Raw genomic sequence first — 23,488 nt, 5'->3', positions numbered from 1 at the left:
AGCAAACGCTATGAGCATCGTGGAAGTTAAAGTCCCGGACATCGGCGACTTCAAGGAAGTCGAGGTTATCGAGCTGATGGTCAAGGTGGGCGACACCATCAAGGTGGACCAGTCGCTGATCACCGTTGAATCAGACAAGGCGTCGATGGAGATTCCATCCAGCCACGCGGGCGTGGTCAAGGAGATCAAGGTCAAGGTAGGCGACAAGGTCGCCGAAGGCACGCTGCTGCTGATGGTGGAAGACGCCGCCGCCGGCGCCGCCGCTCCGGTCGCGGCGCCAGCCGCCGCCGCGGCTCCCGCGCCAGCCGCCGCCGCCGCGCCGGCCGCCGCGGCCCCGGCGCCCGCCGCCGCTCCAGCGGCAGCCGCCGGCCCGGTCGAAGTCAAAGTGCCGGACATCGGCGACTTCAAGGAAGTCGAAGTGATCGAACTGCTGGTGAAGGTGGGCGACACCATCGCCAAGGACCAGTCGCTGATCACCGTTGAATCCGACAAGGCCTCGATGGAAATCCCCGCCAGCCACGCCGGCGTGGTCAAGGAAATCAAGGTCAAGGTGGGCGACAAGGTCGCCGAAGGCTCGCTGGTGCTGATCGTTGAAGGCGCCGCCGGCGCCGCTCCGGCAGCGGCGGCCCCCGCGGCTCCCACAGCGGCGGCGGCACCCGCCGCGGCCGCACCGGCTCCCGCGGCGGCCGCGGCTCCGGCCGCCGCCGCGCCAGTGTCGCAAGGCTCCGTGGCCACCGGCAAGCTGGCGCACGCGTCGCCATCGATCCGCAAGTTCGCCCGCGAACTGGGCGTGGACCTGGGCCGCGTGCCCGGCACCGGCGCCAAGGGCCGCATCACCCAGCTGGACGTGCAGAACTTCGTCAAGGGCGTGATGGCGGCTCCGGCCGCCGCGCCGGTGGCAGCCGCTTCGTCCGGCGGTGGTTCCAACTTCAACGTGCTGGCCTGGCCTTCGCTGGACTTCAGCAAGTTCGGCGAAACCGAACTGCAGCCACTGCCGCGCATCAAGAAGATCTCGGGCCCGAACCTGCACCGCAACTGGGTGCAGATCCCGCACGTGACCACCTTCGACGAGGCCGACGTGACCGACCTGGAACAGTTCCGCGTCGACTCCAACGCCGCCAACGCCAAGAACAAGGACGCCGCCAAGCTGACCATGCTGGCGTTCGTGATCAAGGCGTCGGTCGCCGCGCTGAAGAAGTTCCCGGCCGTGAACTCGTCGCTGGACGAGAAGGGCGAGAACCTGATCCTCAAGAAGTACTACAACGTCGGCTTCGCGGCCGACACGCCGAACGGCCTGGTGGTGCCCGTCGTGAAGAACGCCGACCAGAAATCGGTGTCGCAGATCGCGCGCGAAATGACGGAACTGTCGCTGCAAGCCCGCGAAGGCAAGCTGAAACCGGCCGACATGCAAGGCGCGACGTTCACCATCTCGTCCCTGGGCGGCATCGGCGGCACGGCGTTCACGCCTATCGTCAACGCGCCCGAAGTGGCGATCCTGGGCTTGTCGAAATCCGCGATCAAGCCGGTGTGGGATGGCAAGCAATTCCAGCCCCGCCTGATGATGCCGCTGTCGCTGTCGTTCGACCACCGCGTGATCGACGGCGCGCTGGGCGCGCGCTTCAACGCGTACCTGGCCGACGTGCTGGCCGATCTGCGCAAGACGCTGCTGTGAAGGGAACACGATGATCGAAGTTAAAGTACCGAATATCGGCGACTTCAAGGAAGTCGAAATCATCGAAGTGATGGTCAAGGTGGGTGACACCATCAAGGTCGACCAGTCCCTGCTCACCGTGGAGTCCGACAAGGCCTCGATGGAAATCCCCGCCAGCCACGCCGGCGTGGTGAAGGAACTGAAGGTCAAGGTCGGCGACAAGGTCGGCGAAGGCAGCCTGTTGTTGATGCTGGAGGAGGGCGCTGGCGCCTCCGCCGCGCCAGCGGCGGCGGCTCCGGCACCCGCTGCGCCCGCACCCGCACCCGCACCTGTCGCGGCTCCGGCCGCGCCGGTGGCGGCGCCGGTCGCCGGCGGTTACACCGGCCAGGTCGACATCAGCTGCGACATGATGGTGCTGGGCGGCGGCCCCGGCGGCTACTCGGCCGCCTTCCGTTCCGCCGACCTGGGCATGAACACCGTCATCGTCGAGCGTTACGACACCCTGGGCGGCGTGTGCCTGAACGTGGGCTGCATCCCGTCCAAGGCGCTGCTGCACGTGGCGTCGGTGATCGACGAGACCGCGCACATGTCCAAGACCGGCGTCACCTTCGCCAAGCCCACCATCGACATCGACGAGGTGCGCAAGTACAAGGAAGGCGTCATCAAGAACATGACCGGCGGCCTGGCCGGCATGGCCAAGGCCCGCAAGACGCAGATCGTCACCGGGGTCGGCCAGTTCGTCAGCCCGTACCACATCGAAGTCACCGCCGGCGACGGCACGAAGAAGGTGGTGCAGTTCAAGCACGCCATCATCGCCGCCGGTTCGGCCGTGGTGAAGCTGCCCTTCGTGCCCGAGGACCCGCGCATCGTCGATTCGACCGGCGCGCTGGAACTGCGCCAGATCCCGAAACGCATGCTGGTCATCGGCGGCGGCATCATCGGCCTGGAAATGGCGACCGTCTACTCGACCTTCGGCTCCCGCATCGACGTGGTCGAAATGATGGATGGCCTGATGCAGGGCGCGGACCGCGACGCGGTCAAGGTCTGGCAGAAGTACAACGAGAAGCGCTTCGACAACGTCATGACCAAGACCAAGACGGTCGCGGTCGAGGCCCTGCCGGAAGGCATCAAGGTCACCTTCGAGGCGGCGGAGGCCGGCGCCACCGCGCCCGCGCCGCAGATCTACGACATGGTGCTGGTGGCCGTGGGCCGTAGCCCGAACGGCAAGAAGCTGGCGGCCGACAAGGCGGGCGTGATCGTCACCGATCGCGGCTTCATCAACGTCGACAGCCAGATGCGCACCAACGTGCCGCACATCTTCGCCATCGGCGACCTGGTGGGCCAGCCCATGCTGGCGCACAAGGCGGTGCACGAGGCGCACGTGGCGGCGGAAGCGGCCCACGGCGAGAAGGCGCACTTCGACGTGAAGGTGATTCCATCGGTGGCCTACACCGATCCGGAAGTGGCATGGGCCGGCATCACCGAGGACGAGGCGAAAGCCAAGGGCATCAAGGTCGAGAAGGGCCACTTCCCCTGGGCCGCCAGCGGCCGCGCCGTGGCCAACGGCCGCGCCGAAGGCTTCACCAAGCTGCTGTTCGACGCCGAGACGCACCGCATCATCGGCGGCACCATCGTCGGCACGCACGCCGGCGACATGATCGGCGAGATCGCCCTGGCGATCGAGATGGGCTGCGACGGCACCGACATCGGCAAGACGATCCACCCGCACCCGACGCTGGGCGAGTCGATCGGCATGGCCGCCGAGGTGTACGAGGGCACTTGCACCGACCTGCCGCCGCCGCGCAAGCGTTAAGCAGGTACAGATAAAAACGCCCGGTTACCCGGGCGTTTTTTTTAAGACGAGCGGTGCGCGTCGTAATTGACGGCGTGGTCTTCCACGTTGTCGCGCAACATCTTCTCGTACTGCTGCAGGAAGTACTGGATCACCTCCTCCTTGCGGGCGTTGTAGTCGTCCAGCGACTTGCTGCCGCGCGCCAGCAGGTAGGCGTTGTAGCGGGAGGAGGCGAACAGCATGCTGGCGCTCACCAGGTCGCGCTTGGCGGTCTGGGACTTCTCGTTGGCCAGCAGGATGAATTCGTCGGCGATCTTCCAGAACTGCTCGTCGGGGTTGTCGGTGCTCATGTTGTTTTTTTCCGAATCAGCTGGCACGGTATTTCTCGAAATTGCTCTCGAAGTCGGTGAAGTTATCCCGCAACATCTTCTCGTGCTGCTCCAGGTAGTACTTCATCGCCGCTTCCTTCTGCTTGCCGAAGTCCTCGACGTTGCCGGTCGCCATGGCCAGCATGTAGGCGTTGAAACGGGTCGCTGCGAACAGCAGGGCGGGGCCGATGACGTTGCGGTCCATGGTCTGGGCCTTCTCGTTGGCGGTGTTGATGAAGGTATCGATCAACTGCCAGAATTGCTCGTCGGTGGTGGGAGGGGTGCTCATAATGGTCCGCCTTGGGTTGGTCAAGCAGGCATCCTGCCACGAAACGCCCACCAACTCAACCTCCCGCGCGGACCGGATTCTCAGATCAGATTCAGCGTCATGTCGATCTGGTCGGCCACCGGCGCGGTGCGCACCAGCGTGCGGGCCCGCTGCAGCGCGGCGCGGGCCTCGGTGGCGCGGCCCAGGCGCTTGTACAGCATGCCGCGCACGCTGAAATAGTAGGCGTAGCCGGCCAGTTCGCCGGCCAGCGCGTCCAGCATCTGCAGCGCCGCCGTCGGCCCCTGCAGGTGGTCGACCGCCACCGCGCGGTTCAGGGTGACGATGGGCGAGTTGTGCACCGATTCCAGCACCCGATACAGGCGGTCGATCTCGGCCCAATCGGTGTCCTGCGCGGTGGCCGCCTGCGCGTGCACGGACGCCACCGCCGCCTGGATCTGGTACGGACCCAGCGGCTTGCAGTCGGCGGCCTTGGCCGCCATCGGCAGCGCCCGCGCGATCAGCGCGTGGTCCCAGCGGCCGCGGTCCTGCTCGTCCAGCGGCACGGGCGCGCCGTGGATGTCGATGCGGGCCGGGGCGCGCGCGTGCTGCAGCATCAGCAGCGCGGCCAGGCCCACGGCGCCGCTGTCGCGCGGATAGATGCGGGCCAGCAGCTGCGCCAGGCGGATCGCCTCCTCGCACAGGTCGGCGCGGATGTGGGAGCGGCCGTTGCTGGCGCCGTAGCCCTCGTTGAACAGCTGGTAGATCATCACCGAGACGGCCGCCAGGCGCGCCGCGCGCACGCTCTCCGGCGGCGTCTCGAACGGCGTCATCTCCTCGGCGATGCGGCGCTTGGCGCGCAGGATGCGCTGCACCATGGCCGCCTCGCGCACCTGGAAGGCCTGCGCGATCTGCGCCACCGGCACGCCCAGCACCAGGCGCAGCGCCAGCGCCATCTGGTGCGACGGCGGCAGTTCCGGGTGGCAGCAGATGTAGAGCATGCGCAGCGTGTCGTCGCGGTAGGGGATGTGGCTGTCGGGATCGAGCATGGTGGCGCCGGCGCCGAACAGCGGGTCCGGGTCCGGCGGGCGGACGCCGGCGTGGCCGCCCATGGCGTCCAGGCCCGTGTTGCGGCCGCGCGTCACCAGCCAGGCCAGCGGGTCGCGCGGCATGCCCGAGCGCGGCCAGCCGTGCAGCGCGGCCAGGCTGGCGTCGCGGTAGGCGTTCAGCGCCAGGTCCAGGTCGCGGAAATGGCGCAACAGCGCCGCCAGCGCCTGCGGCCGCGCGGCCGCCAGCGACTGGTGGATCGCGGCGGCGGTGAGATTGGTGGCATCGTCGGCGGGCATGTCCCAGCTTACTCTAAAAATGCTCCAAAGCAAAAATAGCCCTGGGCGCTTTTTCCTCGGCGGCAAAAATAGCCCTGGGCGCTTTTTGCTTTGATGAAAAAAAACCGGGAGGCATCCCGGTTCGTTGGCGGCGCCGCGGCGCTCAGTTCGCGGTGAAGCGGGTCGGGATCTCGATGCCGCCCGCTCGCGCGGCCTCCGCGTAGGCGCGCAATTCGTCGATGGCGGCTTCCAGCCGCTCTTTGCTGGGATCGGCCTGGAATCCCCTGATACGCTCGTTCAGCGTGGCCACTTGCCTGCTCCATTCGAGCCGATTGACCTTGCTCATACAACCTCCTGTCTGAAAGACACAGGATGCGCCGGCGGCCAGCTTCGCTCAGTGCGCTCGCGCACATACCGCCGCGCCACTGCGCCTCACGGGCGCAGGGCGCCGCCCAGGAACAGGTCCACCCCTTCGCGCACCTGTTGCCGGGCCTCCGTCTCGCTCATGGGCGGCAGCACGAACAGGTAGCGCTTGAGCTGGTCGCCCATGATGCAGTTCAGCAGGTGCACGGCCAGCGCCTCCGCCCCCATGTCCTCGCGCAGGCGCTGGCGCACGTCGGGCCGCGAGAAGAAACGCATCAGGATGTCGCGGGTCTGCTTGGGGCCGACCTCGTAGAACGCGGCGGCCAGTTCCGGATTGCTGTGCGTCTCGGCGATCACCATGCGGTGCAGCGCGATCACGGTCGGGGAATTGACCAGGGCCATGAAGCGCCCGCCGAATTCGAGCAGCAGCTCGCGCAGCGGGCGCCGGGTCGTGTCCAGGTCGTCCATGTTGGCGAAGAAGCTCTGCCGCCCGGCGCCGATGACGGCCGTGAACAGCCCGGCCTTGCCGCCGAATTTCACATAGATGGTGCGCACCGCCACCCTGGCCTCCTTGGCGATCATTTCCAGGCTGACCTTGCTGTAGCCCTTGCTCAGGAACAGCCGGCGCGCCGTTTCGACCAAGTCCTGGACGCGCGCCTCGGCGTCGGCGGCGCGCGGCCGCCCCGGCGCCTTCGGGCACGGGGGGGCGAAGGCGCAGTCCGGCGGCGCGGCCTGCTCGGACGGGGAGGGGGTGTTTTGGCGGAGTCGTGACATGGCGATGAGGGTGGGTTCCAGCCGCCATCTTAGCAGAACCGGCGCCGGGGCTAGAAATGAAATGAACTCGTTTCATTTCTTGACTTGCCGAAGTCTTTGTCGAATAATGCTCCTATCCCATTTCATTAATTGGAGCGCCGCATGCCCACCCAGCACAACCAAGCAGAGCAAAAAGTGCTTAGCGCAGTCCCTCCGGCCGTCCCGCCAGCCGCCGCGCAGCCACAAGCCGCCGCACCGGCCGCGCCGGCGGCCGCCCCGCCCGGCAACCGCCGCGTGCTCGTCGTCGCCGGCCTGATCGCGCTGGCCGCGCTGACCGCCGGCGGCCGCATGTGGTACCGCGGCCATTATTTCGTCGAGACCGAGAACGCCTTCGTGGCCGGCCATGTGCATCCGGTGTCGGCCCGCATCGCCGGCGTGGTGGGCAAGGTGCTGATCGAGGACAACCAGCTGGTCAAACAGGGCGACGTGATCGCCGAACTGGACCCGTTCGACCAGCAGGTGAAGGTCGAGCAGATCGAGGCGCAGATCGCCACCGCCGAGCAGCAAGTGCTGCAGGCCGACGCGCAGATCGCGCAGGTGCGGGCCCAGGCCGGCGCCGCCGCCGCGCAGGTGGCCCAGTCGGACGCGTTGCTGCTGCGCGCCAGGCAGGACGCCGAGCGCTATGGCCAGTTGTACAACAGCCAGATGAAGGCCGTGTCGAAGGCGGAGCTGGACGCGGCCAACGCGGCCCGCGCCGGCGCCACCGCCGACCTGGCCGCGCGCAAGGACGGCGCCACCGCCGCCCGGGCGCAGATCGGCGCGGCCACCGCCGCGCGCGAGGTGCTGAAGGCGCAGGCCAACGTGCTGCGCGTGCAGCTCAAGGACGCGCGCCAGCAGCTGGCCTACAACCGCATCGTGGCGCCGGTGTCCGGCCGCATCGGCAAGCGCGCGCTGGAAGTGGGCCAGCGCGTGCAGCCCGGCCAGCAGCTGACCGCCATCGTGCAGGACAACGTCTGGGTCACCGCCAACTTCAAGGAAACCCAGTTGGCCGAACTGAAGGTGGGCCAGCCGGTGCACCTGAGCGTGGACGCCGTTCCCGGCCGGGAGCTGATCGGCCGCGTGGACAGCTTCTCGCCCGCCTCCGGCGCCCAGTTCGCGCTGCTGCCGGCCGACAACGCCACCGGCAACTTCACCAAGATCGTCCAGCGCGTGCCCGTCAAGATCACGCTCAAGCCGGAGGACCTGAAGGCGCTCGACGGCCGCCTGGTGCCCGGCATGTCCGTGATCGCCGAGGTCTCGCTGAAGAACGACGGCGCCGCCGCGCACTAAGGGGCGGCCATGAGCGGCACCACTCTCAATCCGCCGGGCGGCGCCATCACCTCGCCCGCCGCGCCCGCGCTGCCGCAAGACGGCGACAAGGTCAGCGGCCGCACCAAGGTCGCGGTGGCCGCCGGCATGCTGGGCGCCTTCATGGCGGTGCTGGACATCCAGATCACCAACGCCTCGCTGAAGGACATCCTGGGCAGCCTGTCGGCCACGCAGGAGGAGGGCTCGTGGATCTCCACCGCCTACCTGGTGGCGGAGATCGTCGTGATCCCGCTGACCGCGCTGTTCATGCGCGTGTTCGGCGCGCGCACCTACATGATGGGCACCACCGCGCTGTTCCTGCTGTTCTCCACCCTGTGCGGCGCGGCCTGGAACCTGGAAAGCATGATCGTGTTCCGCATGATGCAGGGCTTCACCGGCGGCGCGCTGATCCCGATGGCGATGACGCTGGTGATGGCCAAGCTGCCGCCGTCCAAGCGCGCGATCGGCATGGCGCTGTTCGGGCTGACCGCCACGCTGGCGCCGTCCATGGGGCCGACCCTGGGCGGCTACCTGAGCGAGCTGTATGGCTGGCCGTCCATCTTCTACATCAACTGGGTGCCCGGCCTGCTGCTGATCGGCGGCATCGCCTACGGCCTGGACGCCGAGAAGACCCAGCTCAAGCTGCTGCGCAACGCGGACTGGACAGGCATCGCCTTCATGGCGCTGGGCCTGGGCTGCCTGACCATCTTCCTGGAGGAGGGCAACAGCAAGGACTGGTTCGAGTCCGGCTTCATCATCGCCTTCGCAGCGCTGTCGCTGGTGGGCGTGCTGGGCTGGGTCGTCACCAGCGCCACGCGCGCCGAGCCCTTCGTCAACCTGCGCCTGTACGGGCAGCGCAACTTCCTGGTGTCGACCGCGCTGTCGGCGGTGTTCGGCATGGCGCTGTACGGCTCGTCCTTCCTGCTGCCGCTGTTCCTGGGCCAGATCGCTGGCTACTCGCCGATGCAGATCGGCGAGGTGATCATGTGGGCCGGCCTGCCGCAGCTGATGATCATGCCCTTCGTGGCCAAGCTGTCGTCCAAGGTGGACAACCGCATCCTGTGCTCGTTCGGGCTGCTGCTGTTCGGCGTGTCCTGCCTGATGAACGCCTACATGGACGCCACCACCGGCTACGACCAACTGCTCTGGTCGCAGGTGGTGCGCGCGCTGGGCCAGCCCTTCATCATGCTCACCTTGTCGAACTTCGCCATGCAGGGCATCGCGCCCAAGGACATGCCGTCGGCGTCCAGCCTGTTCAACATGACGCGCAACCTGGGCGGCTCGATCGGCATCGCGCTGCTGGCCACCACGCTGTCGCAGCGCGAGCACTTCCACTCGGCGCGGCTGGGCGAGGCGATCAACTCCTTCGCCCCGGCCACGCAGGAGCGCATCGCCGCGCTGACGCAGGCCTTTGTCGGCAAGGGCTACGAGGCCGGCATGGCCGCCGACCAGGCGCTCAAGGCGATCGACGGCATCGTGCGCCGCGAATCGTATGTGATGGCCTACAACGACGGCTTCTTCATCGTCAGCGCGGTGCTGCTGGCCTGCATCGCGGTGCTGTGGCTGTCCGACAAGGTCAAATCCCCGGCCAGCGGCGGCGCCGGCGCGCACTAACCAGAAAAGGTATAAACCATATGTTTACCACGTTCAAACGCATGACACTGGCCGCGGCCGTCGGCCTGGCCATGGCGGGCTGCGCCACGGTGGGCTCGGATTTCACGGCCCCGAAAAACGTCGCCGACGCGGGCTTCCGGCACGCGTCCGGCCCGGCCGGCGAGGCGCGCCTGCCCGCGCAATGGTGGACCATCTACGGCGACGACACGCTGAACCGCCTGGAACAGAGCGCGCTGCGCGACAACCCGAACGTGAGGGTGGCCGCGCAGCGGCTGGTGCAGGCGCAGGCGCAACTGGGCCTGGCGCAGGCCAGCCGCACGCCGTCGCTGAACGTCGGCGCGTCGATCGGCAATTCGCGCACCTCGGCCAACACCTCGCAGGGCATCGCGCTGGGCCACCGCTCCATCCACGGCGACAACTACACGCTGGGCGCGTCGATGTCCTACGAGATCGACCTGCTGGGGCGCGTGCGGCGCGCCGTGGAGGCGGCCGACGCGCAGGCGCTGGCCGCCGAGGCGGACCGCGACGGCGTGCTGCTGGTGTTGTCGGCGCAGGTGGCCACCACCTATTGGCAGCTGCGCGGGCTGGACACCGAGATCGCCATCCTGAACGGCGCGCTCGACACGCGCCGCGAGACGGAGGAACTGGTCAACGCCCGCTTCAACGCCGGCCTGTCGAACGAGCTGGACACCTCGCGCGCCCGCATCGAGCGCGCCAACGCCGAGGCGGACCTGGAGGAGGTGCAACGCCAGCGCAACGCGCTGGAGCACGGCCTGGCCACGCTGACGGGCGCCTCGCCGTCGGCGCTGCGGCTGCCGGCGGCCGGCGCCGCCGCGTTGCCGCCGCCGCCGGCGATCCCGGTCGGCCTGCCGGCCAGCCTGCTGTCGCAGCGGCCCGACCTGGCCGCCAGCGTCGCCACGCTGCGCGCCGCCAACGCGCAGATCGGCGTGGCCGAGGGCGCGTTCTATCCCTCGCTCAGCCTGACGGGCAATTTCGGCTTCGCCTCCGAGAGCCTGAGCGAGATCGTCAAGGGCGGCTCGCGCCAGTTCAGCGTGGGGCCGCTGGCCCTGTCGCTGCCCATCTTCGACGGCGGCCGCAACCGCGCCAACCTGGCGCTGGCCAAGTCGCGCTACGAGGAGGCGGTGGCGGCGCACGAGGGCAGGCTGCTGACCGCGCTGCGGGAGGTGGAGGACGCGCTGTCGGACGTGCAGCAAAAGCGCAGGCAGGAACAGGTGCAATCGCAATCGCGCGAGGCGGCGGCGCGCGCCTACCTGGTGGCGCGGGCGCGCTACGAGCGCGGCATCTCGACCTACCTGGACGTGACGGACGCCCAGCGCAGCGCGCTGGCGGCGGACCGCGCGGCGGCGCAGATCAACACCCAGCGCCTGCTGGCGACGGTGGCCGTGGCCCGCGCCCTCGGCGCCGGCTGGCAGCCGCAAGGCGCGCTGGCGACCGTCGCGCAGGCCGGCCACTAGGCCAGCCATCAAGCGAGCTGAGCCCCATTTGGGGGCTCGGCGCCCCCGCCATGGCCCCAAATGGGGCTCGGCTCGCCAGCCCACGGCAGCCGGGCGGCGGGGCCGAAGCGCTCCAGCATGAAGTCGACGAAGGTGGTCAGCTTGGGCGTGGCCTGCCGGTCGCGCGGGTAGACCAGGTGCATGGGCCGCGCCGCCGGCAGGTGCTCGGCCAGTATCGGCGCCAGGCGTCCGGCCGCGATGTCCTGCGCCAGCAACACCTCGGCCTGCATCACGATGCCGAATCCCCGCAGCGCCGCCATGCGCAGCGCCTGCCCGTTGTTGGCGCGGAAGCGGCTGGGCGGAACGCCGTTGACGCCCTGCGCGCCCCTCAGCCGCCAGCGCACGCTGTGCGGCCAGTGCATGAAGTCCAGGCACTCGTGTCCCGCCAGGTCGGCCGGCGTGCGCGGCGTGCCGCGCCGCGCCAGGTAGTCCGGCGAGGCGCAAATCACCATCGCGTACGGGAACAGGGCGCGCGCCACCATGCTGGAGTCCTCCAGGTCGCCGATGCGGATGGCCGCGTCGTAGCCCTCGTCCACCAGGTCCACCATGCGGTCGTTCAGGTTCAGGTCCAGGCTCACTTCCGGATGCAGCGTCAGGTAGTCGGTCATGGCCGGCCCCACCCATTCGGAGCCGAAGGACACCGGCGCGGTGATCTTCAGGCGGCCGCGCGGGCCGGCGCGCATGGCTTCGGCGCCCGTCTCCGCAGCCACGATCTGGGCCAGGATGGCGCGGCATTGCTCCACGTATTGCTGGCCGATCTCGGTCAGGCCCTGGCGCCGCGTGGTGCGCGCCAGCAGGCGCGCGCCCAGCGTGCTTTCCAGCTGGGCGATGTGCTTGCCCACCATGACGGGCGACATCCGGAACCGCGCCGCCGCCGCCGTGAAACTGCCGGCGTCCACCGCCGCGACGAACACCTCCATGCTGCGCAATTTATCCATGTCGATTGCAAACCAGTGGTTGGTAATGTTGTTCATGTTAGCTCATTTATTCCTGTGGCGATGGAAGCCATACTGTCTCCACTCACCCAACACATAGGAGAACGGCATGAAAGTCATCGTCATCGGCGGCAGCGGCACCATCGGCAAGGCAGTGGTGGAGCAACTCGGCCTGCGCCACGAAGTGGTCACCGTGGGCAGCAACAGCGGCCAATACCAGGCCGACATCACGGACGTCGCGCAGGTGCGAGCCCTGTTCGGCAAGATCGGCAAGGCGGACGCCGTGGTCGTGACGGCAGGCGCGCTGGCCTTCGCGCCGCTGGCCGAGTTCACGCCCGAGCAGTTCCGCGTGGGCCTGGACAGCAAGTTGATGGGACAGGTGAACGTGGCCCTGGTCGCCCAGCACCTGCTGAACGACGGCGGTTCCATCACCCTCACCAGCGGCATCGTGGCCGAGCAGCCGATCCGCAACGGCGCCGGCGCCAGCCTGACCAACTCCGCCGTCGAGGGCTTCGCGCGCGGCGCGGCCATCGAACTGCCGCGCGGCATCCGCATCAACGTCGTCAGCCCCACGCTGCTGGACGAGTCGGTCGACGCGTACGGCCCGTATTTCCGCGGCTTCGAAACCGTGCCAGCCAGCCGCGTGGCCCTGGCCTACAGCCGCAGCGTGGAGGGCGCGCAGACGGGGCAGGTGTACAAAGTCTGGTGAGAAGTCCGGCCGGCGCGGCGGGAGTCATTACAATGGGACACCGAAGCTTGAAAATGGTCCCATGAAAAACATCCTGATTCCCCTGGCGCTGGCCGTCGCCGGCGGCGCCGCCACCGCGGCCCCCGCCGGCGTCGACGAATTGAACAAGATGGCCGCGCGCTACGCGCCGGTCGCGCTGAAGGCCGACGTGTCCGGCCTGAGCGCCGGCGACAGGCGCGCCATCGCCAAGCTGATCGAGGCGGCCAAGGTGATCGACGTGCTGCAACTGCGCCAGCGCTGGCAGGGCAACGAGGCGCTGTGGGCGGCGCTGAGGAAGGACGCCACGCCGCTGGGCAAGGCGCGGCTGGACTACTTCTGGCTGAACAAGGGGCCGTGGTCCATTTTGGACGGCAACACCTCCTTCCTGCCGGCCGGCCACGCGGGCCTGGACATCCCCGCCAGGAAGCCAGAGGGCGCCAACTTCTATCCCGCCGGCGCCACCAAGGCGGAACTGGAGGCGTGGATGAACGGCCTGCCCAAGGCGGACCGGGAACAGGCGCAATGGTTCTTCACCACCATCCGCGCCGACGGTCCCGGCAAGTTCAAGACCGTGAAGTACGCGGACGAATACAAGCCCGAGCTGCGAAAGCTGTCCGCGCTGCTGAAGCAGGCCGCCGCCGCCACCGACAACGCGTCGCTGCGCAAATTCCTGACGCTGCGCGCGGAAGCCTTCCTGTCCAACGACTACCTCGCCTCCGACTTCGCGTGGATGGACCTGGACTCGCCGGTCGACGTCACCATCGGCCCCTACGAGACCTACAACGACGAGCTGTTCGGCTACAAGGCCGCCTTCGAGGCCTACGTCAGCATCCGCGACCGGAAGGAGACCGAGAAGCTGGACTTCTTCGCGCGCCACATGCAGGAGCTGGAGGACAACCTGCCGCTGGACCCGCAATACCGCAACCCCAAGGTCGGCGCGCTCGCGCCCATGGTGGTGGTGAACCAGGTGTACGGCGCGGGCGACGGCAACATGGGCGTGCAGACCGCCGCCTACAACCTGCCGAACGACGAGCGCATCATCGGCCAGCGCGGCTCCAAGCGCGTGATGCTGAAGAATATCCAGGAGGAGAAGTTCAAGGCCACGCTGACGCCGATCTCGAAACTGGTGCTGCGCCCGGCCGACCAGAAGGACGTGGATTTCGATTCCTTCTTCACCCACATCCTCGCGCATGAAATCATGCACGGGCTGGGCCCGCACCGGACCACCGTGAACGGCCAGCCGTCCACGCCGCGCCAGGACCTGAAGGAGGCCTATTCCACCATCGAGGAGGCCAAGGCCGACGTCACCGGCCTGTACGCGCTGATGCACATGATGGACAAGGGCCAGCTGGACACCACGCTGGGGCGGGGCGAGGCGGCCGAGCGCAAGCTGCACACCACCTTCCTGGCGTCGGCCTTCCGCACGCTGCATTTCGGCCTCGCCGACTCGCACGCGCGCGGCATGGCGATCCAGGTCAACTACCTGCTGGACAAGGGCGGCTTCGTGTCGCACGGCGACGGCGTCTTCTCGGTCGACTTCAAGAAGATCAAGCAGGCGGTGCTGGACCTGGACCGCGAATTCCTCACCATCGAGGCGACCGGCGACTACGCGCGCGCCAAGGAGATGATGGCGAAATACGTGGTCATCCGTCCCGACGTGCAAAAGGCGCTGGACAGGATGAAGACGGTGCCGAACGATATCCGGCCGTCGTTCCCGACGGCGAACGCCCTGCTGAAAAAGTGAGCCGAGCGGGCCGGCCGGGCCACCGCTTTGGCCCGCCGCAAACTCCCTCTTATGCGGCAAGCGCGGTGGGCGCGGGCGTGCTAAATTTTCCCTTTCCAGAATTCAATTGTTCCGAAAGGGAAACAGCATGGACATCTCAGGCACAAGAATCGGCACCCGTCTGGCCATCGGTTTCGGCCTGGTGTTCCTCCTGCTTCTCGTCGTCGCCGCGCTCGGCATCAACCGCGTGCAGCGCATCGACAGCATCCTCACCAACATCAGCGACGTCAACAACGTGAAACAGCGCTACGCGATCGATTTCCGCGGCAGCGTGCACGACCGCTCCATCGCCCTGCGCGACGTGGTGCTGGCGGCCGACGCCAACGCCGCCCGGCCGCACGTCGAGATGATCAAGACGCTGGCCGACAACTACGCCAAGTCGGCCGCGCCGCTGGACCGCGTCATCGCCGAGGGCGAGGGCGTGACGGCGGAGGAGAGGAGCGCGCTGGAGGGCATCAAGGCCAGCGAGGCCAGGGCGCAGCCGCTGATCGCCAAGATCATCGAGCTGCGGCTGGCGGACCAGGCGCCCGAGGCCACCGCGCTGCTGCGGAAGCAGGCCGCGCCCGCGTTCGTGGACTGGCTGGCGGCGGTCAACAAGCTGATCGACCTGGAAGAGAAAACCAGCCACGAACAGGCCGGCAGCGCCACCAGCGTGGCGCGCAGCTTCTCCGTGTTCATGGTGGTGCTGTGCGCGATCGCGATCGCCCTCGGCACGGCGGCCGCGTGGTTCATCAGCCGGGGGCTGCTGCGCCAGCTGGGCGGCGAACCCGAATACGCGGCCTCCATCGTGGCCGACATCGCCTCCGGCAACCTGGCGGTGGACATCAGGACGCGGCCGGACGACAAGGGCAGCCTGCTGCTGGCCATGCGCGGCATGCGCGACAGCCTGGTCGACATCGTCGGCCAGGTGCGGACCGGCACGCAGACCATCGCCGCCAACTCGCGCGAGATCGCCTCCGGCAATCTGGACCTGTCCAGCCGCACGGAGACGCAGGCCAGCAACATCGAGGAAACCGCCTCCTCGATGGAACAGCTGACGGGCGCCGTCAAGCAGAACTCCGAGCACGCGATGCAGGCCAACCAGCTGGCCATGTCGGCCTCCGAGGTGGCGGTGAAGGGCGGCGCGGTGGTGGAGGAGGTGGTGCGGACCATGGCCTCGATCAACGAATCGTCGCGCAAGATCGTCGACATCATCGGCGTGATCGACGGCATCGCCTTCCAGACCAACATCCTGGCCCTGAACGCGGCCGTGGAGGCGGCGCGCGCGGGCGAGCAGGGCAGGGGCTTCGCGGTGGTGGCCACCGAGGTGCGCAGCCTGGCGCAGCGATCGGCCGGCGCGGCCAAGGAGATCAAGGCGCTGATCGACGACTCGGTGGAAAAGGTGGACGCCGGCGCGCGCCTGGTCGACCAGGCCGGCGCGACGATGCAAGAGATCGTCGGCAGCGTCAAGCGCGTGACCGACATCATGGGCGAGATCTCCACCGCCAGCATGGAGCAGACCTCGGGCATCGAGCAGGTCAACGAGGCGATCGGCAAGATGGACCAGGTGGTGCAGCAGAACGCGGCGCTGGTCGAGCAGGCGGCAGCCGCGGCCGCGTCGCTGGAGGGCCAGGCCGGCAACCTGTCGCGCGTGGTCAGCGTGTTCAAGCTGGACGCCGCCGCGCAGCGCGAGGTGGTCGCGCCGTTCGCCGCGCCGCCGGCGCGTCCGAAGGCCGCGTCCGTCCCCACGCGCCTGGCCCCCGTCCGGCCCGCGCCGCGCAAGGTCGCCAACGCCCCCGCCGACTCCTGGGAAGAGTTTTGAGTTGACAAAAACACATCGGTGTCAGGCGCGACATTCGGACATTCCGCCGAGGAAATGTCCGAATGTCGCGCCTGACACCGATGCGTTGGGGGAAATTGTTATTTCTCCAAGAAAATAAATTGTAACAGCGGCGGGCAAAGTGTTACATCTTGCTGTTGGGCATGTATAGTTCCTGTTCAGGGAGCGGAACCATGTCCAAATTTTTCTTGCCTATCTTGGTCGCGGCGCTGCCGGTATTCGCCGGCGCGGCGCAGTTGACGGAAATCGAAGCGCGCTGGCTGCAGGCCGGCGGACCGGTGCTGGCGTACGCCAAGCAGCTGCGGCTCCCCATCGACATCGTCGTCCAGCCCCAGGCCGCGCCCGGCGCCGTGCCGCTGGCCATGGGCTTCGACGGCGGCCGCTGCAAACTGGTCTTTTCCATGCGCGGCAACCCGGCCGCCGAGGAGGTGCTGGACCAGGTCCCCCAGTCGCGCCGCGCCTTGATGATCGAGGCCATGACGGCCCACGAGATCGGCCACTGCTGGCGTTACGCGCAGGGCATCTGGCACGCGGTGCCCAAGGGCTTCCAGGAGCCGCCGGTGGACGCGGCCGTGCCGGCCGAGATCGTCAAGCTGACGCTGGAGCTGCGCGACACCCGCCGCGAGGAGGGCTATGCCGACCTGGCCGCGCTGGCGTGGATGCAGCGCAACCATCCGGGCGAGTACGGCCACGTCTATCAATGGCTGAGCGCGGTGCGCGCGGCCCAGCCCACGACCCATGTGTCGCACGACACCGCCAACTGGCTGGGACTGGTTGCCGACGGCAAATCCTTCGCCGGCAACGGCACGCCGTTCGAGCAGGCGCGCGCGCTGTGGGACAAGGGAATGCTGAGCGCGGACTGATGGCGCCATGTGTTGGATAGCGTACAGAGTGTGCCCCGCTGCTGGGGTTTAATGACTCTGCTAACCATCACTTAGGGGGTACCATCATGAATAAATTCATCATCCTTGCACTGGCCGGCGCCATCGGCACCGCTTACGCCGCGGACAATGACAAGGCCGCGTACGATGCCATGAGGGACAAGGCGACCAGTGAGTACAAGGTTGCCAAAGAAAAGTGTGACAGCCTGAAGAAGAATGCCAAGGACGTCTGCCAAGAGGAGGCCAAAGTGGCCCGCGCCAAGGCCGAGGCTGACGCGGTCGCCATGCACAAGGCGACGCCGAACGCCATCCGCAAGGCGCGCGAGGACGTGGCCGACGCGGAATACGAACTGGCCAAGGAAAAATGCGATGACCTGAGCGGCAGCGCGAAGAGCACTTGCAAGAGCGAGGCGAAAGCCGCCAAGTCCACCGCCATCGCCGAGCTGCGCGGCACCACCGGCACCACCCCGGCCATCGCCGTCGTGGACAACGCCACCGGCAAGACCGTGGCCTCGGCCGGCGTCGCCGGTCCGAATGACCGCACCGTGGGCGACCGCACCGCCGCCGCCACCGACACCGTGCGCGACAAGACCGTGGCCGCCGCCGACACCGCCCGCGACAAGACCCGCGACGCCGGCGACGCCATGAGCGACACCGTCATCACCACCAAGGTCAAGGCCGACCTGGCCGCCGATCCCGGCGTGAAGGCGCTGGACGTGCACGTGGAAACCGTGAAGGGCGTGGTCATGCTGAGTGGCTTCGTGCCCTCCAAGGCTGAGGCCGACAAGGCCGTGCAGCTGGCGCGCAACGTGAAGGGCGTGGCCGAGGTGAAAAGCTCGATCCAGGTCAAGAAATAAGCCGTGTGCGGCGGCGTCCGGCCGCCGCCAGCACCGGGGGCCCGCCGCGCGCGGGCCTTTTTTTCGCTTGCTTAAATTATGGTCGTAATGTAATCTGGGCTGGAACTGTCACCGCGAGGAAACCATGCACCCACCGTCCCTATCCGCCTGGCTGGAACGCCGCGGCATCCATTACGCGTGGGTCGTCGTGGCCCTGACCTTCCTGACGGCGCTGACCTCGTCCGCCGCGCTGGGCTTGCCGGGCGTGCTGCTGCAACCGCTGGCCAGGGAGTTCGGCTGGAACGTGGACCAGATCTCGTCCGCGCTGGCCGTGCGTTTCGCCCTGTTCGGGCTGATGGGGCCGTTCGCGGCCATCCTGATGGAGCGCTTCGGACTGCGCAACGTCGTCGTCGCCGCGCTCACGCTGATCAGCACCGGGTTGCTGCTGGCGCTGGGCATGAGCCAATTCTGGCATCTGGTGGCGCTGTGGGGCGTGGTGCTGGGCCTCGGGTCCGGCATGACGGCGCTGGTGCTGAGCGCGGTGGTCGCCAACCGCTGGTTCGACACGCGGCGCGGCCTGATCATCGGCGTGCTGACGGCCAGTTCGGCCACCGGCCAGCTGCTGTTCCTGCCGCTGGGCGCGTGGCTGGTGGAAAACCTGGGCTGGCGCATGGCCGTGCTGCCGGTGCTGGCCTGCTGCGCGCTGGTGGCGCTGGCCGCGTTCTTCCTGATGCGCGACCGCCCGTCCGACGTCGGCCAGCGTCCCTACGGCGCCGACCCGGCCGCGCCGGCGGCCGCGCCCGCCGCGGCGATGCGGCTGTCGCTGGCCACCCCGTTCGCCGTGCTGAAAACGGCCAGCGCCAGCCGCACCTTCTGGATCCTGTTCGGCACCTTCTTCATCTGCGGCCTCAGCACCAACGGGCTGATCCAGACCCACTTCATTTCCCTGTGCGGCGACGCCGGCCTGGCCGCCGTGCCGGCCGCGTCGGTGCTGGCGATGATGGGGGCGTTCGACCTGATCGGCACGATCCTGTCCGGCTGGCTGTCGGACCGCTACGACAACCGCAAGCTGCTGTTCTGGTACTACGGCCTGCGCGGCCTGTCGCTGCTGTGGCTGCCGTATTCCGAATTCACGCTGTACGGGCTGTCGCTGTTCGCCATGTTCTACGGGCTGGACTGGATCGCCACGGTGCCGCCGACGGTCAAGCTGGCCGGCGCCGCGTTCGGCAAGGAGAAAGCCGGCATGGTGTTCGGCTGGATCTTCGCCGGCCACCAGCTGGGCGCGGCCACGGCCACCTACGGCGCCGGGCGCGTGCGCACGCTGTGGTTCAGCTACGACCCCGCCCTGTTCGCCGCCGGCGCCGCCTGCCTGGTCGCCGCGCTGCTGATCCTCACGGTGCGCCGCCAAAGCGCCGCGGTGGCCGCCGCGTCCCCCGCCCAAGCCGCCGCGTAGCGCCCCGCCCCCAAAAAGCGCCCAGGGCCATTTTCGAAATTAGCCCTGGGCGCTTTTTGCCGCCGCGACACGGATGCGCGCCGCCGCCCTCTGGCGCCGTCCCGCGAACCGCTGCCGAAAAGAAAAAAGCGCCCAGGGCTATTTAATTAAATAGCCCTGGGCGCTTTTGGTGGCGGCGTTCAGTTGGCGCCGGCGACTTGCTGGATGATGGCTTCGTCGCTTCGGCGGACGTGGCTCTTGCGATTGCCGTCGCCGCGCTGGAGCATCAGGTTTTCCCAAAAGTCGCGCTCGACCCGCGCGGCGGCCAGCTGGCCGTAGGCCTGGCCGTTGCTGTGCTGGATGGTGGCCAGTATCCACGCCTCGTGCTTGGCCTTGACTTGCTGGTATTCCCGCGCCGAGGCCATCATTTCGTCCACGCTCTGCTTGCGCTGCGTGGCGGCGCGGAAGCAGGCGCGCCAGGTCTTCAGCGCCTGTTCCACCCGCCGCACGCCGTCGTTCGAACTGGAGCGGGTCGGGAAGTCCGGCTGCGCGCAGGGCGCCGTCTGGTGCGGATCGGTTTCGGCGCCGCGCGCCGCCGTCACGCCGCACGCGGCGGCCGTGTATAACACGGCGATGACCTTCTTCATCAGTACCCTCGCTGAATAGACGAGTTGGCATTCTAGCTTGTCCGTACGGAAACAAAGTATTTATTTTGTAACAAACGCGATCCTCTCTATACTGTAGGGAAATCAATACAGACGGGGAGATTTCATGAGCCTACCGACGGCGCGCGCTTTGGCGCTGGGCGCCCTGGCGCTGCTGGCGTGGCCCGCATCCGCGCAGCCGCCCGAGTATCCGAACACGTCGGCCATGGGCAGCATGGGCGACACCGGCGCGGCCTGGTACCGCCAGTGCCTGGCGGTGCGCAACGCGCAGCCGCCGGCGCGCGAGGTGCCGCCGGCGCGGCTGCTGCACGGGCTGCGCAATTGCGGCGCGCAGGACCGCTATTACGACACGCGCCAGCTGTCCTCGCCCAGCCCGGCCGCGTGGGAGCAGGTGCGCCATTGCGCCTACGCCGAGGACGACGCGGCGGTGCTGATGATGTTGTACGCCAACGGCTACGGCGTCTCGCCCAGCCCCGAGCTGGCGCTGCGCTACGCCTGTTCGATGGCGGCCGCGCCGGCCGAGATGGATGGCCGCGTGGCCCACCTGGGCGACCGCGCCACGCGCCGCGACGACGCGCCGTTCGACCAGTGCGACGACGCCACCAGCGGCCACATGGGCGGCGTCTGCGCGCAGATCCGGGAGCGCCTGGACCGCAAGGCGCGCAGCGCCAGGCTGATGGCGATATTGAAGTCGTGGCCGGCGCCGCAGCAGGCGGCGGCCGCGCAGTTGCAGCAGGCGCTGGACGCGTTCGCCGACCAGCGCGCCGAGCAGGAAACCGACCAGAGCGGCACCTTGCGCGCGGCCATCAGCAGCGAGGCGCGCAGCGCGGAGCTGGACCTGTTCGCGCGCGACCTGCAGGACGCGGAAAAGGGCAGGGTGCCGCGCTACACGGCGCGCCAGTTCGCGCAGCTCGACAAGAAAATGAATGCGATGTACGTGCGCCTGATGCAGCGCTCGACGGCGCACGACGCGCCGCAAGAGCTGGGCTTCGGCACGGTGACCAAGGACGGCGTGCGCGCCACGCAGCTGGCGTGGCTGGCCTACCGCGACGCCTGGGTGGCGCTGGGGGCGGCGCGCTATCCGGGCGTCGCGGCCCACGCGTGGAAGGCGCTGTTGACGCAGCGCCGCATCGAGCAGCTGGCCGAGTTCGAGTCCTAGGCCGCGGGGGACGCGCGCGTCCGGCGGAATGCGCCGGGCGCGCTCCGCCCCGCCGGTTTCACTTCAGGTACTTCGCCAGCCAGCCGTGCACTTCGTTGTAGAAGTAGCGGCTGTTCTCGCCCTTGAGGATCCAGTGGTTCTCGTCCGGGAACACGATCAGCTTGCTCGGCACGCTCAGGCGCTGCTGGGTGGCGAAGTTCATCAGCGCGTTGTTGGCGGGCACGCGGTAGTCCAGCTCGCCCACGGTGATCAGGATCGGCGTCTTGAAGCCGGTGCCCTTTTCGTGATTACCCGCCTGCATCACCGGGCTTTGCTCGCGCCACACCGGCAGCTTGGACCACACCGGGCCGCCGGCGTTGACCTCGCGGCCCCAGATGCTGTCGCTGGTGCCCCACTGCATCACCAGGTCCATCTCGCCCGCGTGCGAGACGATGGCCTTGTAGCGCGTGGTGGTGGCCTGCAGCCAGTTGGCCAGGTGGCCGCCGTAGCTGGCGCCGCCGGCGGCCAGCTTGTCGCCGTCGATGTAGCCGTACTTCTTGATCGCCTCGTCGACCGCCTGGTTGACCTCCTCGCCCGGGCCTTTCAGCGGGTCGAACTGGATCGAGCGGGCGAACTCCTCGCCGTAGCCGGTGGAGCCCTTGTAGTCGGTCAGCAGCACGATGTAGCCGGGCTTGGCCAGCAGGTGGTAGTTCCAGCGCAGCACGAACTGGTCGCGCCACATGTTGGCGGCGCCGCCGTGGATCACGGTGAACAGCGGATACTTCCTGGCCGGGTCGAACCCGGCCGGCTTGACGATCATGTTGTGGATCTGGCGGCCGTCCGGCGTCTTGAACCAGAAGTGCTCGGGCGCCTGCCAGTCGATGGCGGCGGCCTTGTCCACGTTGAACGCGGTCAGCCGCTTGGGCTGGCCGCCGTTGAAGGCGTACACCTCCGGCGGATTGATGGCCGATTCCCATACGCCCACCAGCGCCTTGCCGCCCGCGCTCAGCGCGTTGATGCTGCCGGTCGGCGACGATGGTTCGTGCCTGAGGTCGGCGCCCGCGTAGTTCATCGAGTGCAGCTGCTCCAGGCCGGCGTGCTCGTAGCTGAAGACGACGCGCTTGCCATCGGCCGGCAGCACGTAGCGCGAGATCGAACGGTCCAGCGTGGCGCTCAGCAGCTTGGGCTGGGCGCCGGCGGCCATCGGCCAGGCGAAGCTGGCCAGGCGGTCCAGGTCGTAGACCTTGGTCGGGTTTTCCTCCTGCGTCAGGCTGAACAGGGTCTTGCCGTCCGGCGCGAACTTCAGCGAGCCGTAGCTGCGCTTGTCGGCGGTCAGTTTCAGCGCCTCGCCGCCGGCCAGCGGCAGCGCGAAGATCTGCGTGTAGGCGCTGGCATGGGCCAGCTGGTCGCGGTTGGTGGACGCGGAGAACACGATGGACTTGCCGTCCGGCGCCCAGATCGCGTCCAGCGACTGGCCCTCGTCGCCCTGGCCGCCGCCGAAGCCCGGCATGGCCGCCAGCGTGGTGGCGGACAGGATGTCGCGCGGCGCCGCGCCGTTTTGGGCGTCCATCACGAACAGGCGCACCTGCTTGTCGTCCAGCCATTTGTCGAAGAAGCGCGGCGGGAAGGATTCGTAGGCGCGCGCGTTGTATTTGCGGTCCTTGCGCTCCTTGGCGGCCTTCTTGATCGATTCCTCGTCGGTGGTGCCGGGGAAGATGTCGCTGACGAACAGGATTTGCCTGCCGTCCGGGCTGAACTTGGGCGAACGGGCGCCCAGCGTCAGGGTGGTCAGGCGCTGGGCCTCGCCGCCGCCGGCCACGTCGATGCGGTAGATCTGGCCCGCCTCGTCGCCGTCGCGCTTGGCGATGAAGATCAGCGCCCTGCTGTCCGGCGACCAGTTGACGGCGCCCTCGCCGCTCTTGGAGTGGGTCAGGCGGCGCGGCGCGCTGTCGTCGGTGAGCGACTTGATCCACAGGTCGGCCCACTGCTCCTTGCTGTCGTAGGCGGTGTCGGTCACCGAGAACACCACCCAGCGTCCGTCGGGGCTGGCGACGGGCGAGCCGACGCGTTTCATCAGCCACACGTCCTCGTGGGTGATCGCGTGTTTGGCCGTGGCCTGGGACGGGGTGGCGTCGGCGGCGTGGGCGGCGCCGAGGCTGGCGGTGGCCAGCAACAGGGCGGCGAGGGGGGAGAGCGGATTGGTCATGTGCTTGTGTCCGGCTTGTGGGTCGAAGCGGGACATAGTGGAGAAAAGCGCGATACGTGTCAATCGGCCATATG

The 23,488-nt window shown here is 68.3% G+C and carries 20 protein-coding genes; 12 read left to right on the top strand and 8 right to left on the bottom strand.

The annotated features are described in order from the left end of the window. The first annotated feature begins 10 nt into the window (after positions 1 to 10). Complete coding sequence (gene aceF / locus BM436_RS02335) at positions 11 to 1,672, top strand: dihydrolipoyllysine-residue acetyltransferase (protein WP_093553098.1); 1,662 nt, start codon at positions 11 to 13, stop codon at positions 1,670 to 1,672. Between the two features lie 10 nt (positions 1,673 to 1,682). Continuing rightward, positions 1,683 to 3,464, top strand: a complete 1,782-nt coding sequence (gene lpdA, locus BM436_RS02330; RefSeq protein WP_093553096.1) for a dihydrolipoyl dehydrogenase — start codon at positions 1,683 to 1,685, stop codon at positions 3,462 to 3,464. Positions 3,465 to 3,505: 41 nt separating this feature from the next. On the opposite strand, the gene BM436_RS02325 is transcribed toward lpdA, so the two are convergent. The 5 genes from BM436_RS02325 to BM436_RS02305 all read right to left on the bottom strand — a co-directional run bounded on the left by BM436_RS02325 (position 3,506) and on the right by BM436_RS02305 (position 6,538). Continuing rightward, complete coding sequence (locus BM436_RS02325; RefSeq protein WP_093553094.1) at positions 3,506 to 3,793, bottom strand: DUF3144 domain-containing protein; 288 nt, start codon at positions 3,791 to 3,793, stop codon at positions 3,506 to 3,508. Between the two features lie 16 nt (positions 3,794 to 3,809). After that, a complete protein-coding gene (locus BM436_RS02320; protein ID WP_093553092.1) occupies positions 3,810 to 4,100 on the bottom strand; it encodes a DUF3144 domain-containing protein in 291 nt (96 codons plus the stop codon). 80 nt (positions 4,101 to 4,180) lie between these two features. Beyond that, positions 4,181 to 5,422, bottom strand: a complete 1,242-nt coding sequence (locus BM436_RS02315) for an RNA polymerase sigma factor (protein WP_093553090.1) — start codon at positions 5,420 to 5,422, stop codon at positions 4,181 to 4,183. Positions 5,423 to 5,564: 142 nt separating this feature from the next. After that, on the bottom strand, positions 5,565 to 5,747 hold the full coding sequence (locus tag BM436_RS02310) for a hypothetical protein (RefSeq protein ID WP_093553088.1): 183 nt from the start codon (positions 5,745 to 5,747) through the stop codon (positions 5,565 to 5,567). An 86-nt stretch (positions 5,748 to 5,833) separates the two neighbouring features. Next, on the bottom strand, positions 5,834 to 6,538 hold the full coding sequence (locus BM436_RS02305; RefSeq protein ID WP_093553086.1) for a TetR/AcrR family transcriptional regulator: 705 nt from the start codon (positions 6,536 to 6,538) through the stop codon (positions 5,834 to 5,836). 141 nt (positions 6,539 to 6,679) lie between these two features. Between BM436_RS02305 and BM436_RS02300 the strand changes: the two genes are divergently transcribed. Genes BM436_RS02300 through BM436_RS02290 form a run of 3 tightly spaced genes read left to right on the top strand, consistent with a single transcriptional unit; the run spans position 6,680 to position 10,953 of the window. Continuing rightward, on the top strand, positions 6,680 to 7,846 hold the full coding sequence (locus tag BM436_RS02300) for an HlyD family secretion protein (protein WP_093553084.1): 1,167 nt from the start codon (positions 6,680 to 6,682) through the stop codon (positions 7,844 to 7,846). 9 nt (positions 7,847 to 7,855) lie between these two features. Next, the gene (locus BM436_RS02295) at positions 7,856 to 9,478 is read left to right on the top strand and encodes a DHA2 family efflux MFS transporter permease subunit (RefSeq protein ID WP_093553082.1); all 1,623 of its coding nucleotides are present in this window, start codon (positions 7,856 to 7,858) and stop codon (positions 9,476 to 9,478) included. Positions 9,479 to 9,498: 20 nt separating this feature from the next. Further along, the gene (locus BM436_RS02290; RefSeq protein ID WP_093553080.1) at positions 9,499 to 10,953 is read left to right on the top strand and encodes an efflux transporter outer membrane subunit; all 1,455 of its coding nucleotides are present in this window, start codon (positions 9,499 to 9,501) and stop codon (positions 10,951 to 10,953) included. A gap of 8 nt (positions 10,954 to 10,961) precedes the next feature. Here BM436_RS02290 and BM436_RS02285 read toward each other — a convergent pair whose 3' ends face one another. Then, on the bottom strand, positions 10,962 to 11,930 hold the full coding sequence (locus tag BM436_RS02285) for a LysR family transcriptional regulator (RefSeq protein ID WP_093553639.1): 969 nt from the start codon (positions 11,928 to 11,930) through the stop codon (positions 10,962 to 10,964). A gap of 106 nt (positions 11,931 to 12,036) precedes the next feature. Between BM436_RS02285 and BM436_RS02280 the strand changes: the two genes are divergently transcribed. From BM436_RS02280 to BM436_RS02250, 6 genes are all read left to right on the top strand, one after another. Next, positions 12,037 to 12,636, top strand: coding sequence for a short chain dehydrogenase (locus tag BM436_RS02280; RefSeq protein WP_093553078.1), 600 nt, complete (start codon positions 12,037 to 12,039; stop codon positions 12,634 to 12,636). 61 nt (positions 12,637 to 12,697) lie between these two features. Further along, positions 12,698 to 14,398: a DUF8614 domain-containing protein gene (locus tag BM436_RS02275; RefSeq protein ID WP_093553076.1), complete on the top strand. Its 1,701-nt coding sequence runs from the start codon at positions 12,698 to 12,700 to the stop codon at positions 14,396 to 14,398. Positions 14,399 to 14,525: 127 nt separating this feature from the next. Continuing rightward, complete coding sequence (locus BM436_RS02270; protein WP_093553074.1) at positions 14,526 to 16,238, top strand: methyl-accepting chemotaxis protein; 1,713 nt, start codon at positions 14,526 to 14,528, stop codon at positions 16,236 to 16,238. A 191-nt stretch (positions 16,239 to 16,429) separates the two neighbouring features. After that, the gene (locus BM436_RS02265; RefSeq protein WP_093553072.1) at positions 16,430 to 17,119 is read left to right on the top strand and encodes a hypothetical protein; all 690 of its coding nucleotides are present in this window, start codon (positions 16,430 to 16,432) and stop codon (positions 17,117 to 17,119) included. Positions 17,120 to 17,205: 86 nt separating this feature from the next. Next, positions 17,206 to 17,994 (top strand): BON domain-containing protein, encoded by a 789-nt coding sequence (locus BM436_RS37680; RefSeq protein ID WP_229488808.1) that lies wholly within the window; start codon positions 17,206 to 17,208, stop codon positions 17,992 to 17,994. A 124-nt stretch (positions 17,995 to 18,118) separates the two neighbouring features. Beyond that, positions 18,119 to 19,426, top strand: coding sequence for an MFS transporter (locus BM436_RS02250; protein WP_093553070.1), 1,308 nt, complete (start codon positions 18,119 to 18,121; stop codon positions 19,424 to 19,426). 179 nt (positions 19,427 to 19,605) lie between these two features. On the opposite strand, the gene BM436_RS02245 is transcribed toward BM436_RS02250, so the two are convergent. Continuing rightward, on the bottom strand, positions 19,606 to 20,052 hold the full coding sequence (locus BM436_RS02245) for a hypothetical protein (protein ID WP_093553068.1): 447 nt from the start codon (positions 20,050 to 20,052) through the stop codon (positions 19,606 to 19,608). 124 nt (positions 20,053 to 20,176) lie between these two features. Here BM436_RS02245 and BM436_RS02240 point away from each other — a divergent pair, with 124 nt between their 5' ends. Next, entirely contained in the window at positions 20,177 to 21,229 is a 1,053-nt protein-coding gene (locus tag BM436_RS02240) for a lysozyme inhibitor LprI family protein (protein WP_143132913.1), read from the top strand. A 58-nt stretch (positions 21,230 to 21,287) separates the two neighbouring features. Here BM436_RS02240 and BM436_RS02235 read toward each other — a convergent pair whose 3' ends face one another. Continuing rightward, positions 21,288 to 23,414 (bottom strand): dipeptidyl-peptidase 5, encoded by a 2,127-nt coding sequence (locus BM436_RS02235; protein ID WP_093553064.1) that lies wholly within the window; start codon positions 23,412 to 23,414, stop codon positions 21,288 to 21,290. Positions 23,415 to 23,488: the final 74 nt, after the last annotated feature.

This window comes from Pseudoduganella namucuonensis (assembly GCF_900116645.1).
Taxonomy (GTDB): Bacteria; Pseudomonadota; Gammaproteobacteria; order Burkholderiales; family Burkholderiaceae_D; genus Rugamonas; species Rugamonas namucuonensis.
The sequence above is the reverse complement of the archived record's forward strand: the minus strand, read 5'-3'. Positions and strand labels throughout refer to the sequence as shown.